At 72.6% G+C, this 14,006-nt stretch carries 15 protein-coding genes; 8 read left to right on the top strand and 7 right to left on the bottom strand.

Annotated features, from left to right (window positions below; all coding sequences use genetic code 11):
• Window positions 1-3: 3 nt before the first annotated feature.
• Window positions 4-2,268 (bottom strand): heavy metal translocating P-type ATPase, encoded by a 2,265-nt coding sequence (locus MQP27_RS05390; RefSeq protein ID WP_242761729.1) that lies wholly within the window; start codon window positions 2,266-2,268, stop codon window positions 4-6.
• A 110-nt stretch (window positions 2,269-2,378) separates the two neighbouring features.
• Window positions 2,379-4,094, bottom strand: a complete 1,716-nt coding sequence (locus MQP27_RS05395; RefSeq protein ID WP_242761731.1) for an LCP family protein — start codon at window positions 4,092-4,094, stop codon at window positions 2,379-2,381.
• 167 nt (window positions 4,095-4,261) lie between these two features.
• On the opposite strand from MQP27_RS05395, the gene MQP27_RS05400 reads away from it, so the two are divergent.
• Window positions 4,262-4,468: a twin-arginine translocase TatA/TatE family subunit gene (locus tag MQP27_RS05400; protein ID WP_242761739.1), complete on the top strand. Its 207-nt coding sequence runs from the start codon at window positions 4,262-4,264 to the stop codon at window positions 4,466-4,468.
• Here MQP27_RS05400 and tatA read toward each other — a convergent pair.
• Complete coding sequence (gene tatA / locus MQP27_RS05405) at window positions 4,462-4,644, bottom strand: Sec-independent protein translocase subunit TatA (protein WP_242761741.1); 183 nt, start codon at window positions 4,642-4,644, stop codon at window positions 4,462-4,464. The genes MQP27_RS05400 and tatA overlap by 7 nt on opposite strands.
• 95 nt (window positions 4,645-4,739) lie before the next feature.
• Between tatA and MQP27_RS05410 the strand changes: the two genes are divergently transcribed.
• Together MQP27_RS05410 and MQP27_RS05415 are read left to right on the top strand one after the other, a co-directional pair.
• A complete protein-coding gene (locus MQP27_RS05410; protein ID WP_242761743.1) occupies window positions 4,740-5,129 on the top strand; it encodes a BlaI/MecI/CopY family transcriptional regulator in 390 nt (129 codons plus the stop codon).
• A 6-nt stretch (window positions 5,130-5,135) separates the two neighbouring features.
• Window positions 5,136-6,068 (top strand): M56 family metallopeptidase, encoded by a 933-nt coding sequence (locus MQP27_RS05415; protein ID WP_242761746.1) that lies wholly within the window; start codon window positions 5,136-5,138, stop codon window positions 6,066-6,068.
• A gap of 254 nt (window positions 6,069-6,322) precedes the next feature.
• Here the strand turns inward: MQP27_RS05415 and MQP27_RS05420 are convergent, their stop codons facing one another.
• Complete coding sequence (locus MQP27_RS05420; RefSeq protein ID WP_242761748.1) at window positions 6,323-6,868, bottom strand: hypothetical protein; 546 nt, start codon at window positions 6,866-6,868, stop codon at window positions 6,323-6,325.
• 238 nt (window positions 6,869-7,106) lie between these two features.
• Here MQP27_RS05420 and MQP27_RS05425 point away from each other — a divergent pair, with 238 nt between their 5' ends.
• The 4 genes from MQP27_RS05425 to MQP27_RS05440 all read left to right on the top strand — a co-directional run bounded on the left by MQP27_RS05425 (window position 7,107) and on the right by MQP27_RS05440 (window position 9,731).
• The gene (locus tag MQP27_RS05425) at window positions 7,107-7,337 is read left to right on the top strand and encodes an NfeD C-terminal domain-containing protein (protein WP_242763572.1); all 231 of its coding nucleotides are present in this window, start codon (window positions 7,107-7,109) and stop codon (window positions 7,335-7,337) included.
• Between the two features lie 29 nt (window positions 7,338-7,366).
• Window positions 7,367-8,542 (top strand): flotillin family protein, encoded by a 1,176-nt coding sequence (locus MQP27_RS05430; RefSeq protein ID WP_242761750.1) that lies wholly within the window; start codon window positions 7,367-7,369, stop codon window positions 8,540-8,542.
• A 117-nt stretch (window positions 8,543-8,659) separates the two neighbouring features.
• Entirely contained in the window at window positions 8,660-9,436 is a 777-nt protein-coding gene (locus MQP27_RS05435; RefSeq protein WP_242761752.1) for a DinB family protein, read from the top strand.
• A gap of 4 nt (window positions 9,437-9,440) precedes the next feature.
• On the top strand, window positions 9,441-9,731 hold the full coding sequence (locus tag MQP27_RS05440; RefSeq protein ID WP_242761754.1) for a DUF1905 domain-containing protein: 291 nt from the start codon (window positions 9,441-9,443) through the stop codon (window positions 9,729-9,731).
• Window positions 9,732-9,781: 50 nt separating this feature from the next.
• On the opposite strand, the gene MQP27_RS05445 is transcribed toward MQP27_RS05440, so the two are convergent.
• Entirely contained in the window at window positions 9,782-10,141 is a 360-nt protein-coding gene (locus MQP27_RS05445) for an ArsR/SmtB family transcription factor (RefSeq protein WP_242761761.1), read from the bottom strand.
• A gap of 178 nt (window positions 10,142-10,319) precedes the next feature.
• Between MQP27_RS05445 and MQP27_RS05450 the strand changes: the two genes are divergently transcribed.
• Complete coding sequence (locus MQP27_RS05450) at window positions 10,320-11,660, top strand: MFS transporter (RefSeq protein WP_242761763.1); 1,341 nt, start codon at window positions 10,320-10,322, stop codon at window positions 11,658-11,660.
• A 424-nt stretch (window positions 11,661-12,084) separates the two neighbouring features.
• Here the strand turns inward: MQP27_RS05450 and MQP27_RS05455 are convergent, their stop codons facing one another.
• Both MQP27_RS05455 and MQP27_RS05460 read right to left on the bottom strand, forming a co-directional pair.
• Window positions 12,085-13,269 (bottom strand): FAD-dependent oxidoreductase, encoded by a 1,185-nt coding sequence (locus tag MQP27_RS05455; RefSeq protein WP_242761764.1) that lies wholly within the window; start codon window positions 13,267-13,269, stop codon window positions 12,085-12,087.
• Window positions 13,270-13,336: 67 nt separating this feature from the next.
• Window positions 13,337-13,939, bottom strand: a complete 603-nt coding sequence (locus MQP27_RS05460; RefSeq protein ID WP_242761766.1) for a hypothetical protein — start codon at window positions 13,937-13,939, stop codon at window positions 13,337-13,339.
• Window positions 13,940-14,006 lie beyond the last annotated feature (67 nt).

Raw genomic sequence — 14,006 nt, forward strand, 5'->3', positions numbered from 1 at the left:
GGGTCAGGCCCTGAGGTCCGCGGCGCGCGTCCAGGCCGCTTCCCGCAGCAGCCGCAGGCCGTTGAGGCCGACGAGCACGGTCGAGCCCTCGTGCCCGGCGACGCCGAGCGGCAGGGGCAGGGTGCCGGCGAGGTCCCAGGCGACGAGGCCGGCGATGAACACGCCGGCGACCACGAGGTTCTGCACGACCAGGCGCCGGGCGCGGCGGGAGAGGGCGATCACGGCGGGCACGGTGGCGAGTTCGTCGCGCACGATCACCGCGTCGGCGGTCTCCAACGCCAGGTCGGATCCCGCGCGGCCCATGGCGACGCCGGTGTGGGCGGCGGCGAGGGCCGGCGCGTCGTTGACCCCGTCCCCGACCACGAGCACCTTGCGCCCGGCACGCTCCAGCTCCCCCACCGCGCCCACCTTGCCCTGCGGCAGCAGCCCGGCCCGCACGTCCTCGATCCCGACCTCGGCGGCCAGCCGCGCGGCGGCGCGCGGATTGTCACCGGTCAGCAGCACAGGGGTACGCCCGGTGAGCGCGCCGAGGGCCGCCACGGCGACACCGGCCCCCACCCGCAACCGATCGGCAAGCCCCAGGACCCCGACGGGAACACCGTCGACCAGGACGAGCACGGCGGTACGACCACCCTGCTCCAACTCGGCGGCGAGGTCGGCGGCTTGTGCGGTGGCGTGGGCGGGGGCGGGCGCTTGTCCGGTGACATCGGCGAGGGCGGGCGCTTGCGCGATGCCGGCGGCGGAAGTGCCCGTTCGCTCGGCGGGGCGGGCGACGGCGGGCGCCTGAGCGGAATCGGCGGCCACGGCTGCCGCTCGCCCCGCCGGGTCGGTGGCGGGCGTCTGAGCGGAATCGGCGGCGCAGGCGACCGCTCGTCCGATCGGATCGGCCACGGCGCACACTCGGTCTGTGGCGTCGGCGGGTGGCTGTTCGGTGGTGGTGTCGCGCGCTGTTCCTTGCCCGGTTGCCGTGAGTAGTCGCGTAGGCGCTCCGACCGACACCCGGCATCCGTTCACCGTCGCCGTCACCCCCACACCGGGCGTCGATTCGAAGTCCCTGGCCGGTGGCACCGGCAGGCCCCGTTCGTGGGCCGCCGCGACCACGGCACGCGCCAGCGGATGCTCGCTCGCGTGCTCGGCCGCCGCCGCCAGGATCGTCAACTCCCGCTCCCCCACGCCGGATCCGGGCAGTGGTCGTACGTCCGTCACCCTCGGCACGCCCTCCGTCAGCGTGCCGGTCTTGTCCAGGGCCACCGCGTCGACCTGACCCAGCCGCTCCATCACCACCGCCGACTTGACGAGCACCCCATGCCGGCCGGCGTTGGCAATGGCCGACAGGAGCGGGGGCATGGTGGCGAGCACGACCGCGCAGGGCGAGGCCACGATCATGAAGGTCATCGCCCGCAGCAGGGCGGCCGTCAGCTCCTCGCCGAACAGGAGCGGGATCACGAACACCGCGAGGGTCGCCGCCACCATGCCCAGGGAGTAACGCTGTTCGACCTTCTCGATGAACAGCTGCGTGGGCGCCTTGGTCTCCGACGCCTCCTCGACCATGCGCACGATCCGGGCGATCACCGAGTCGGAGGCGTCCCGCTCGACACGGACCCGCAGCGCGCCCGTGCCGTTGACGGTCCCCGCGAACACCTCGTCACCGACCTCCTTGGCGACCGGCAGCGGTTCGCCGGTGATGGTCGCCTGGTCGACCTCGCTCGCCCCGTCCAGCACCCGCCCGTCGGCACCGACGCGCTCTCCCGGCCGTACGAGAATCGTGTCGCCGACCGTCAACTCCTCGACCGGAACGGCCTGTTCGGAGCCGTCCGGCGCGAGTCGGCTCGCCGTGGCCAGGGCCAGGTCGAGCAGGCCGCGCACCGAGTCGGCGGTCCGGGCCGTGGCCAGCGCCTCCAGGGCACCCGAGGTCGCGAAGATGACGATCAGCAGAGCACCGTCCATGACCTGGCCGATGGCGGCGGCGCCGAGCGCGGCGACGACCATCAGCAGGTCGACGTCGAGGGTCCGGCCGGCCAGCGCCTTCAGGCCCTCCCAGCCCGGCTCCCATCCCCCGGTGACGTACGCGAGCGCGTACAGCGGCCCCCAGAGCCAGGCCGACTGCCCGGTGAGCTGGAGCGGCAGCGCGAGCAGGAAGCAGGCGGTGGCCGCGGCGGCCCAGCGCACCTCGGGGAGCGCGAGCGTCCGGGTGCGGCGGCGAGTGCCGCGGGCGTCCGCGGTGGGTGCGGTCGGGTCGGCGGGCGGTGCGGTGAGCGTCGAGGTCACCGATTCACCATACAGGAACACATGAAGACTCATTCATCTCTTCATCAGTCCAGTCCAATCCAGTCCACGGCCCCCTTGGGTGTCGGTGCTCCTCAGCGCGTCCGTGCTTCTTAGGGTGCCGAGTCCTTCTTGTTGCTCGCCGCCGCGTACGCCTGCGCCGGGGTCATCGCCACGCCATTGATCTCCACCGTCTTGTACGGGCTGACCTTCGCGCAGGTCTTGGCCTTGTCGGCGGTCTGGGCGTGGGCGTCGGAGACGGCCGCGTGGGTGTCGGCGGGCGCGGCCGACGAGGTGCCGGAGGAGCCGAACGTCGTACCGCTCGGCCAGTCGGAGCCGATCACGAGGGTGACACCGCTGCCGCTGCCCTGGGTGAGATGGGAGGCGGGCAGGCCGAGGGCGGCCGCCGCCGTCTGCGCCTCGGCCTTCTCGCCGGGGCCGTAGGTGAGCGTCGTGGTGGCCGCCTGCTCCGGGGCGTTGCCGGAGGTGGTGCCCGAGCCGAAGCCCTTGGCCAGCAGGGCGTCGGCGACGGCCGAGGCACGTCCGCCGGTGGTGGTGCCGTTCTCGACCTTGACGTCGACCGCCGAGGGCGCGACGGTGGCCGTCGCCGAGGCGGATGGTGACGCGGAGGCCTTCTTGCCACCGCCCGAGGTGAGGGACTGGTCGCCGGCGATCGCGGCGAACAGCGCCTTGGCGGTGGCGGCGGGGACTACCCGGTTGGCGTTGGTGGGGTCGGCGGCGGTCTGCATCGTGGTGAACGTCATCCGCTTCGACGGCACCTTGTTCAGGTCGGTCGCCAGGTCGACGAGCTTGCTCACGCTGCCCAGGCCGGTGTCCACGGTCAGCGCCTTGGTGGCCGCGTCGGCGAGGGAGTACACCTTGGCGGGGTTGGCGAGTGTGCCCGCGCTCTTGAACTTGCGGATCATGGCGCTGAGGAAGAGGTGCTGCGAGACGGTACGGCCCAGGTCGCTGCCGTCGCCGAAGCCGTGCCGGGAGCGGACGAACTCCAGGGCCGCGTCGCCCTTGAGGGTGTGGGTGCCCTTGGCGAGCTTGAGGTGGGAGTACGTGTCGTAGACGTTGTCGCTGACGCACACCGAGACGCCGCCCACCGCGTCGGACATCTTGACCACGCCGGAGAAGTCGAGCATCACGAAGTGGTCGATGGTGATGCCGGTGAGCTGGTGGACGGTCTTGACCTGGCAGGCGGGGCCGTACTGGAGGGCGCTGTTGATCTGGCCGTAGTAGCCGGTCGTCGACTGCTTGCTGTCCGGGTCGGTGCAGGCGGGGACCTGGGTCATGGTGTCGCGCGGCACGCTCATCACGGTGGCGTTGGAGCGGTCAGCGGAGACGTGCACCACCATCTCGACGTCGGCGTTGTGTCCGACGGTCGACGTCGCCGAGCCGCAGCCGCCGCCGAGCTTGCAGTCGGCCGCGTTGTTCCGGCCGTCGGAGCCGATGACCAGGATGTTGATCGGGGTCCGGCCGAAGGCGTCGGCCTTCTCCTTGCCGCCGGCGCCGTCGTCTATCGCGACGCTCTTGATGTTGCCGTTGAGGTGCTCGTAGAGCCACAGCCCGCCGCCCGCGGTGACCAGGATCAGCGCGGACACGGTGAACAGGGCTATGCGGGCGATCCGTCTGCGGCGGGCCACCGGCTTGGCGCGACGTCCGCCGCCCCGGCGCCCCTGGGAACGCGCCGCCTGGCGGGCCGCCGCCCGGCCACCCGGCGCGGGAGAGGTCGGCGCGTCCTCCGTCGGGCGCTGACGTGGCACTCCGGCCCCGCGGTCACGTGTGGTCGCACGGCCGCGGGTCTCGCCCCAGGGGTCGCTCAACTCCCACTCCCTACGCTGTGGCCGACGCCAACCATCGGCGCGACGGCGCACCACTCGGGTTGGATGATTGCGCAATATAGCAACTGACGTACTTGTCGAACGATCACACCTCGGGAGAGACTTCTACAGCGCTGTAGATCACTGGTTCCCGGGAGAAAGCAGACCTGATGTTCGGCCTGAGCGAGCTCGCCCTGATCCTTCTCGTCGTCGCGGTCGTCCTGGGTGTCAGGAAACTGCCGGAACTGACGCGCTCAGCCGGGAAGGCGACCCGGATCTTCAAGAGCGAGGCCAGGGCGCTCAGGGACGAGGACCCGCCCGGTGCCGCGAAGGTGATCCCCGGCACCGTCGTCGAGCGGGACGAGTCCTCTCACTGACCCTGAGCCGCCTCCGTACCGCTCTCGTCCTTCATGGCCTTCGCCTCGCTCTTGAGGATGCGCATGGACTTGCCCAGCGCGCGTGCGGTGTCCGGCAGCTTCTTCGAGCCGAACAGCACGATGATGACGATCGCCACGATCAGCAGGTGCCAGGGTTCCAGTCCGTTGCGCAGCATCCCGCCCGCCCTTTCCGCTTCAATGATTGCTACATTGCGCAACTGTACAACCAGGGAAGGGCCGTCACGTACAACGCCCTCTATACGATGGGCGCATGGCGAAACCGGATCCGCGCCCCCAGCGCCGCGCGCAGGGCGAGTTGGAGACGCAGGTGATCGGTGCCCTGCGGAAGGCCGACGCCCCGGTGACCGCGGCCTGGGTTCAGGAGCGGCTGGGCGGGGGTCTCGCGTACACGACCGTGATGACCGTGCTGAGCCGGCTGCTGGACAAGCAGGCGGTCACCCGGAAGCGGGCGGGGCGTTCGTTCGTCTGGTCGGCGGCCGCGGACGAGGCCGGTCTCGCCGCGCTGAAGATGCACAAGGTGCTGGACCGTGAGCGGGACCGGCGGGCGGTGCTGGCCCGTTTCATCACCGCGCTGCCGGAGGGCGACGAGCAGTTGCTGCGGGATCTGCTGGACCGGGCGGCCGACGAGCCGGCGGACTGAGGCCCGGTGGGCGTCTTCGTCTTCCTGCCGCTCGTCCTGCCGTTGACCGCGTGGCCGATCTCCCGGCTGGCCACCCACCACCTTCATCCGCGCACCGCCACAAGGCTGTTGAGCGGCCTGGCCGCGGTCATGGCGGTGTGCAGCACGCTCTGCCTGGGCCTGCTGGTAGTGGTCGGGACCGCTCAACTCCCGGGCAATCCCCTGCCGGACGGCTGGTCGGACCCCGAGGTGCGGCAGAGCGTGCCGCACGACGAGATCGCGGGGAAGCTGGCGATCCCCTTGCTCCTGGCGGTCGTTGCGGGTTGCGGCCGTACCCTGTGGCACCACTGGCGCATCCGGCGGCGGGCGCACGCCGCCCTCGCAGGCCTGCGCGACACCGCGGTGGCGGTCCTCCCCGACACCGCGCCCTACGCGTACGCCCTGCCCGGCGGCCGGCGCGACCGGATCGTGGTCTCCACCGCCCTGCTCGGCTGCCTGGAGCCGCGCGAGCGCCGCGCCCTGTTCGCCCACGAGCGGGCCCATCTCGCCGCCCGGCACCACCGCCACCTGCTGGTCGTCGAACTGGCCGCCCGCGCCAACCCGTTCCTGCTGCCGCTGCGCACGGCCGTCTCGTACGTCACCGAGCGCTGGGCCGACGAGGAGGCCGCCCGGCGCGTCGGCAGCCGCCGGACCGTGGCCCGGGCGATCGGCAGGGCGGCCCTGGTCTCGCGCGCCGCCCCGGCACCGACGCTCGCCGCCCTCGCGGCCCCGGGCCCGCTCCCCCGCCGCGTCGCCGCGCTGCTGGCACCAGCGCCCGCGGCACACCTGTGGCCACCGCTGTTCACCACGGTGGGCCTCGCCCTGTGGAGCGCCACGGCGGGCACCGCCCTGTCCGCGATGTTCTCGGCCAACTCCGCGGTGACCCTGCTGCTCCTGCTGCACGCGGCGACGCCCTTGTAGGGGTACGGCGTCGGGGGTCAGCGGCTTCGGGTCCAGGCGGCCCTGGGAAGTCGGCTGCGGTCGGGCAGCGCCGCCGAGGGCGCGGGTCGGCGCCATGGGCGGCTCCGCCGGGAGGAGGGCCCCCGCTGGAGCGAAGAGGAGGGTTCCCGGGTTGAGCGAAGCCGAGAGTGGGGAGCGACCGGCCACGGCGGCGCCCCAGCCGGTGGACGCCCGTCCCCGGTGGACACCCCGTCCCCGCCCATCCCACGGAGCGCTCAGCGGCCCCGTTCCGGCGTGCGCGGATCGTCGAGCCGGCTCAGCAGGAACGGCACCATGCCGCGCTCCAGCAGCGCGAGTTCCCAGGCCTCCCGCGCCCGTACGTCCGCGTCGGCCCGGTCGCGGGCCCCGGTGGTGAGGAACCAGGCGGCGTCGCCGACCGCCGCGCCGGCCGCCATCGCGCCGACGATCAGCCCCGCCGTGATCAGGCCCTCGCCGATGTAGGGCCGGCCGTCCAGCGTGCACATGCTGAAGCCGAGGACCAGGAAGAAGGCCGCGGTGACGGCGGGCACGCCCGGCACGAGCATCGCCCGCACCGACAGGAACCGGCAGGCGTCCTGCGCGGCCCCGGCACGGTGGTCCACACCCGCCGCCGCGGCGATGGCGGCCCGCGCCTGGAGGGCCTGGGCGCGCAGCCGCTCGCGGGCGGGCGTGCCGCCGGAGCGCTCCAGCGCCTCCTTGACCTGCCCGGAGTGCAGGGCCCGCTCCAGGACCTGCTCGAACGCGGCACCGGCGTCGGTCCCCGCGTCGTCGGGTTCCGGCATGTGACTCCCCCGATGGACGAAGGCCGCGGGCGGCCGGAGCCGCTCACGCCCACGAGAGCTGTGTGGGGTGGCGAGTGTAATGGTTGTCCGCTTGCGCAAGCATGCGGGTCTGATGTTCGATTTCGTCGGCGGACCGGCGAACCGGTCGGCCCGGCTGGATCGTCCCTGGTGTTAGGCCCCTGCTACTGGTGGGTCTATCGTCGGAAACATGGGCCAACGCGTGGGAGGTCGGCCGGTGATACCGCAGGACGAGGCCGTGATCGGCTGCACGGGGAAGGTGCTCGTCAGGACCCGGGGAGCAGCCGGTCCCGGCGAGGTCCTGGTGAGCGTCAGAGGCGGATCCGAGACCTTCATCGCGTGGTCCGAGGATCCCCTGCCGACGGGGGCGACGGTGCTCGTGATCGAGTCACGCGGCTGTCGTGAGGTCGGCGTCATCGAGTGGGTGGATCCACTTGCCGCGCTCGGCTAGTTGCGCCGAGGCAGATTAGGAGAAGCAGAATGTTCGGTTACCGCGTTCCCGCTCCCGACGAGGCGATGCTGATCTCGGGTGGGCGGCGGGGACTGGGGGGCGCGCCGTTCCGGGTGGTGACGGGCCACGGCAAGTTCGTGATCCCGTTCTTCCGCAAGACTCGCTTCCTGACCCTGTCGATGAACGAGGCCGAGGTCACGGAGACCTGTGTCACCCGGCAGGGCATCTCACTGAGCGTCCGCGCGGTGATCGCCTTCAAGGTCGGCAACGACACCGAGAGCATCATCAACGCCGGTCAGCGCTTCCTCTCCGACCAGGAGCAGATGTCGGTGCTGACGGGCCGCATCTTCGCCGGCCACCTGCGGGCGATCATCGGCTCGATGACGGTCGAGGAGATCGTCACCGAGCGGCAGAAGCTCGCCGCGGAGGTGCTGGACACCTCCAAGACGGAGATGGCGAAGATCGGTCTGATCGTGGACTCGCTGCAGATCCAGTCCATCGACGACGGGGACGCCGGCTACATCGACGCGATGTCCGCGCCGCACCGGGCGGCCATCCAGCGGCAGGCCCAGATCGCGCAGGCCCAAGCCACCCAGACCGCGGCGGAGGCCCAGCAGGAGGCGGCCCGCAAGCAGGCGGAGTACGAGCGGCAGACCGCCGTCGTCAGGGCGCAGTACTCGGCCGAGGTGGACCGCGCCCAGGCGCAGGCCTCGCAGGCCGGACCGCTCGCGCAGGCGCACGCCCAGCAGGAGGTGCTCGCCGCACAGACCGAACTGGCCCAGAAGCAGGCCAGGTTGCGCCAGGAGCAGCTGGTCGCGGAGATCGTGAAGCCGGCCGAGGCGGAGGCCGAGCGGATCCGGCTGCTCGCCCAGGCGGACGCACAGCGGATGAAGATCCAGGCCGAGGCGGCGGCGTCGTACGACCGGGTCGCGCTCGACCGGATGCTGATCGACCAGCTCCCGCAGATCGTGAAGGAGGCGGCGGGCGGCCTCTCCGGGGCCAACGTCAACGTCCTCAACGGCGCGGACGGCCTCGGTGAGATCGCGGCCGGCCTGGTCTCGCAGGGCCTGACGATCCTGGACTCGGTCCGCGCGAACCTCAACGGCGGGGACACCGACAACCGTCCGCCGGCCGGCAACGGTGTCCTGGAACTGCGCGCGAAGGACGACCGCAAGCCCGGCGACGGCCCGGTGGACGTCGACTGACCGCGGCCTCCCGGACTCTGGACCCGGGACCGGACGCCGGGTCCGGTCCCGGGTCTTCTGTTGCCTCGTGTGACGACTGTGCCTGTGAGCCGACGCCCCGGCCCTACGCTGGCTGCCATGGGCGAGAGTGACTTCACGGATCTGCGCGGCGCTAAGTTCGAGCGCGCCGACATGACGGGGGCGCGCTTCACCACGGTGAACCTGAACCGGGCCTCGCTGCGGGACTGTGCCCTCAAGGGGGTCAGGATGCGCGGTGTCGAGATCACCGGCACCACCATCGACGGCGAGGTGGAGAGCCTGGTCGTCAACGGCGTCGACGTGGCGCCGCTGGTGGAGGCCGAGCTGGACCGCCGCCACCCCGACCGTCCCAGGTTCCGGCCGACCACGGCCGAGGGCTTCCGCGAGGCCTGGGCGCTGAACGAGCGGCTGTGGGCGACGACCGTCGAGCGGGCCCGCCGGCTGCCCCCGGAGCTGCTGCACGAGTCGGTCGACGGCGAGTGGTCCTTCGTCCAGACGCTGCGCCACCTCGCGTTCGCGACCCAGGCCTGGATCGACCGGGGCATCCTGGGCGACCCCGCCCCCTGGCACCCGCTGTCCCTGCCCTGGGACCAGATGGACCCCCGCCCGGGCGTCCCGCACGACCGCGAGGCCCGCCCGTCCCTCGACGAGGCGCTCGCCCTGCGCCTGACGGCGATGGGGACGGTTCGCCGGGTCGTCGCCGAACTCACCGACGAGCAGCTCGACTTGGTGACCGAGCCGCTGGAGGGCCCCGGCTGGCCGGACGAGGGCGCGAGCTTCCCCGTACGGCAGTGTCTGCTGGTCGTCCTCAACGAGGAGTGGTGGCACCGGATGTACGCCGAGCGTGACCTGGCCGTACTCGAAGGAAGGGGCTGAGACCGTGGAACTCGCCTTCACCGGCCGGGTGATCGAGTGGCGCGGGCCGGCGCCGTACTACTTCGTGCCCGTGCCCGACCAGGAGTCGGCCGACATCCGCGAGGTGGCCGCGATGGCCACGTACGGCTGGGGCGTGATCCCGGTCGAGGCCCGCATCGGCGAACTCGCCTTCGCCACCTCGCTGTTCCCCAAGGACGGGGGCTATCTGCTGCCGCTGAAGAACGCGGTACGGAGACCGCAGGGCCTTTCGGCGGGGGACGACGTGGCGGTGCGGATGACGGTACGGCTCAGCTGACCGTGTCCGTCGTCAGTCGTCTGACCGTGTCCGTCGTCAGTCGTCAGTCGTCAGTCGTGCGGAGCCTGCCCGCTCACCCGGTGGTCCGCGTGGCTGAGCGCCTCGACGACCAGGCGGCGCAGATGTCCGTCGCTGAGCCGGTAGTAGATGTGCCGCCCCTCCCGGCGAGTGTCCACAAGACCGGCCAGCCGCAGCTTCCCCAGGTGCTGGCTGACCGCCGTGCGCGAGGCCTCGCACCGCTCCGTGAGCGAACCGACGTCCGACTCGCCCTGCGCCAGCAGCCACAGCAGATGCAGCCGCGTCGCGTCCGAGAGCATCGCGAACACCCCGGTCGCCTCGGCGAGCCGGGCACTGTCCGGGGCCCGCAGATGCGCACCGGCCGCAGGTGAGATGGCGTTGCTTTCGGGCATGGGGCCAGCCTAGGGCCACCGGCCGGGTGGGTGGCCCTCGTGCGCGGCCCGGTGATTCCAGCCATCATGTGCGCAGGTGCGCACATGATGGCTACACTCGGAGGACGACGAGTCGATGCCGAAGTCGATCGCCCCGCCATGACCCCACGGTCACCCCGTCCGTCCGGGAGCCGCCCGCATGCTCGCCATCCTGCGCGACCGCGCCTACCGCCACCTCTTCGCCGCCCAGGTCATCGCCCTGGTCGGCACCGGGCTGGCAACCGTGGCACTCGGGCTCCTCGCGTACGACATCGCGGGCGCCGACGCCGGTTCGGTGCTCGGCACCGCGCTCGCGATCAAGATGGTGGCGTACGTGGTGATCGCCCCGGCCGTCGGCGCGGTCGCCGGCCGGCTACCGCGCCGCGCGCTGATGGTCGCCGCCGATCTGACCCGGGCCGGGGTCGCGCTGTTCCTGCCGTTCGTGGACCAGGTGTGGCAGGTGTACGTCCTGGTGTTCCTGCTGCAGTCCGCGTCGGCCGCGTTCACCCCGACCTTCCAGGCCGTCCTGCCCGACGTACTGCCGAAGGAGCGCGACTACACGCAGGCGCTGTCCATGTCCCGGCTCGCCTACGACCTGGAGAGCCTGTTCTCCCCCGCGCTGGCGGCCGCGCTGCTGTCGGTCGTCACGTACAACTGGCTGTTCACCGGTACCGTGCTGGGCTTCCTCGGCTCGGCCGCGCTGGTGGTCTCCGCGGTCCTGCCGAAGCCGGCCGCCGCTCCCCCGGCACGCCCCGGAGGCGCCTACGCCAGGGCGACGGCCGGTACCCGTCTCTTCCTCGCCCTCCCGCAACTGCGCGCTCTGCTCGCCCTGAACCTCGCGGTCGCCGCCGCGAGCGCCATGGTGACCGTCAACTCCGTCGTGTACGTACGGGACTTCCTCGGTCTGCCGACGGGTGCCGTACCGCTCGCGCTCGGCGCGTACGGCGCGGGCTCGATGGCCGTGGCCCTGTTGCTGCCCCGCGTTCTCGACCGGGTCCCGGACCGGACGGTGATGGTGCGCGGCGCGCTGCTGCTGACCGTGGTGTTCGCCGGGCTCGGTGCCGTCACGGCCGCGGGAAGCGGGAGTTGGCGGCTGCCCGCGCTGCTGCTGGTGTGGGCGGCGTTCGGTGCCGCGTGTTCCATGGTGCTGACGCCGACCGGCCGATTGATCCGCCGTTCCGCACCGGCCGAGCAGCGCACGGCGGCGTTCGCGGCGCAGTTCTCGCTGTCGCACGGCTGCTGGCTGCTGACGTATCCGCTGGCCGGATGGGTGGGTGCGGAGGCGGGTCTACAGACGGCCGTCGGCTGCCTGGGCGGAATCGCGCTGGTCTCCTCCCTGCTGGCCGTGCGGCTGTGGCGGGTGCCGGCGGCCGCCTTGGAGCACGAGCACAGGAATCTCCACGCCGGCCATCCCCACCTGGCCGACGCCACAAGGGTGGGGGCTGGCTGGCGGCACAGCCACATGGCGTACGGCGACGCACTGCACGCGGCCCACTCCTGAACGGCGCGCACCCGGTCGACTCCTGAACGGCGGTTACCCGTACGGGACTTGACCGGCAGCGACTCGTACGGGACTCGCCCGACGGCGACTCGTACGGGACTCGACCGGCGCCCACCCGTGAGGAACGTGCGCGGAGGCCTGCCGTGCGGACTTGAGCGGCGCGCACGCCGATTGCTCTTGGACGGCGGCCACTCGTACGGGACTTGAGCGACCCACACTCCGACCACTCCTCAACGCCGCCCACCCGTACGCGACCCGCACTCCGGCCGCTCCTCAACAGCACCCACCCGTACCCGACTTGCGTGGCAGCCACCCGTACAGGACAGGTGCGACGCGCGCCGCACCCGTCCTCCCCTGATCGCCGCCGCCCCCCTGACGCCCGCCGCACCCGCCCTCCCCGAATCGCCGCCACCCCTATGCGGGCCTACCCGGCCGCGACCCGCCCCGCCACGGCCTTCGCGAGCCTCGGGGCCGCGAAGGCCGTGCCGCAGGTGAACCTGAGCAGGGGGCCGAAGGTGGCTGCCGCCTGGATGCCGGTGAAGTAGAGGCCGGGCACAGAGGACTGGAGGCCCGCGTCGAGATGTGGGGAGCCTCCGGTGCGGGTGAGGGCGGCACGCAGTTCGGGGGCGAGGAAGTCCATCCCGTCGACGCGGACCCGGTAGCCGGTGGCGGCCAGGACGTGCTCCGCCGCCAGTGACCGCGTCCGCCCCGCCGTGTCCCTGGTGGTCAGGAGGAGACCGCCGCCCTGCCGCCGCGCACCGGTGATCCGCTCCCCCAGTCGCACGGGCACCACCCCGTCGAGCCGCGGCTTCAGCCACCACGCCCCGAACGGGCCGAGCACCCGTTTCACCAGCCGCAGCCGTGCGGCCGCCGGCAGGAAGCGGAAGGCGGCGGCCTGGTGGACGACCGCGTAGAGCCCCCAGGACCGGCCCAGCGGGGTGTCCGGCTGCCAGTGCGGCGGCGGAGTCGGGGCCGCGCCGAACACCAACTTCCGTGTCCGCGCCAGTAGTTGGACACGCGCCCCGGACTCGTGCAGCAGCGCCGCGCTCTCCTGCGCCGACTGCCCGGCGCCCACCACGACCACCTCGCGTCCGGCGAACACCGTGAGGTCGGCGTGGTGCGAGGTGTGCGAGACGAGCCCCTCGGGAACGAACCCGGCGAGCGGCTCCGGGACATGCGCGAAGCCGTCCATGCCGCTGGCCACGACCATGGCCGCGGCACGAAGTTCCTCGCCCGAGGCGAGCTTGAGCCGGAATCCGTCGGCCTGCCGGTCGACGGCGAGGACGCGGACCCGTTCCACCTCGGGCACCAACTCCTCGGCGAACCACTGCCCGTAGCGCACGAACATCCCGACGGGCACCGGCTCGTGCCCGGTCAGCCGGGGCTCGCCCGTCCGCCGAGCGTAGTCGTCCAGCGTGAACCCCGGACGCGGTGCGGACAGCAGCGACGCGCTCGGCGGCGACTTCAGCAGCATGCCCGCGGGCATGTTCTCGGCCCAGCTCGCCATCGGCGAGCCGAACACCCGGACACTCAGGCCGCGCGCCTTGAGGTGCGCGGCGGTGGACAGGCCGTAGGGGCCCGCCCCGATGACGACAACGGTCTCGGACATGAGTTCCCCCCTGGCGCGGGGCCGTTCGGGCAGCCCGCGCTCCGGTGTGGTGTGGACGGTCAGGGCTTCAGATGCACACCGAAAGCCGCCGCGAGCGCGGCAGCGGGGAGGGAGCGGGCGGACCACGCCGGACGACCGCGTCCGCGAGAAGGGCCGGTCGCGGCACACCGGGCACGGGTCCGGCGTGCGCGCGCCGCCCGGCACCGGGGGAAACGGTCGGATCGGCGGGCGGGCGGACCGGGGTGAACAGCCCGCGCAGCACCTCGCGCAGGTGCAGCCACTTGCGGCCCGCGACGTACAGGACGCGGCGGCGGCAGTTGTCCACGCCGCGCAGCAGCACCGCCGACAGCACGGTCAGCAGCACATGGCCGACGACGACGGGCGAGCCTGCGTGCACGGAGGACGGCCACAGCGCGTGCGGCGGCACGGAGATCGCGTGGTCGGCCCGTACGAACCAGTAGCCGACGCCCACCTGCGCGGCGGCCGCGAGCACCAACTGCCGTACCAGCGGCTTGTCGTGGCCCGCGCCGGGCAGCGCGAGGCCGAAGAGCACGAGGGCCGCGAGACCCCGTACCAGCAGCGAGGGGCTGGAGTCGAAGGCCAGATGATGCACCGTGGCGGCAACCGCCGTACCCAGCAGGGCGAACAGGCCCGCACGGGCAGCCGCCACCGGCACCACGCGCGGCCTCCGGCCACGGTGGCGCACACGGGACACATGCACCGAACCCCCCATACTC

The organism is Streptomyces cylindrosporus, from assembly GCF_022698165.1.
Lineage (GTDB): Bacteria > Actinomycetota > Actinomycetes > Streptomycetales > Streptomycetaceae > Streptomyces > Streptomyces cylindrosporus.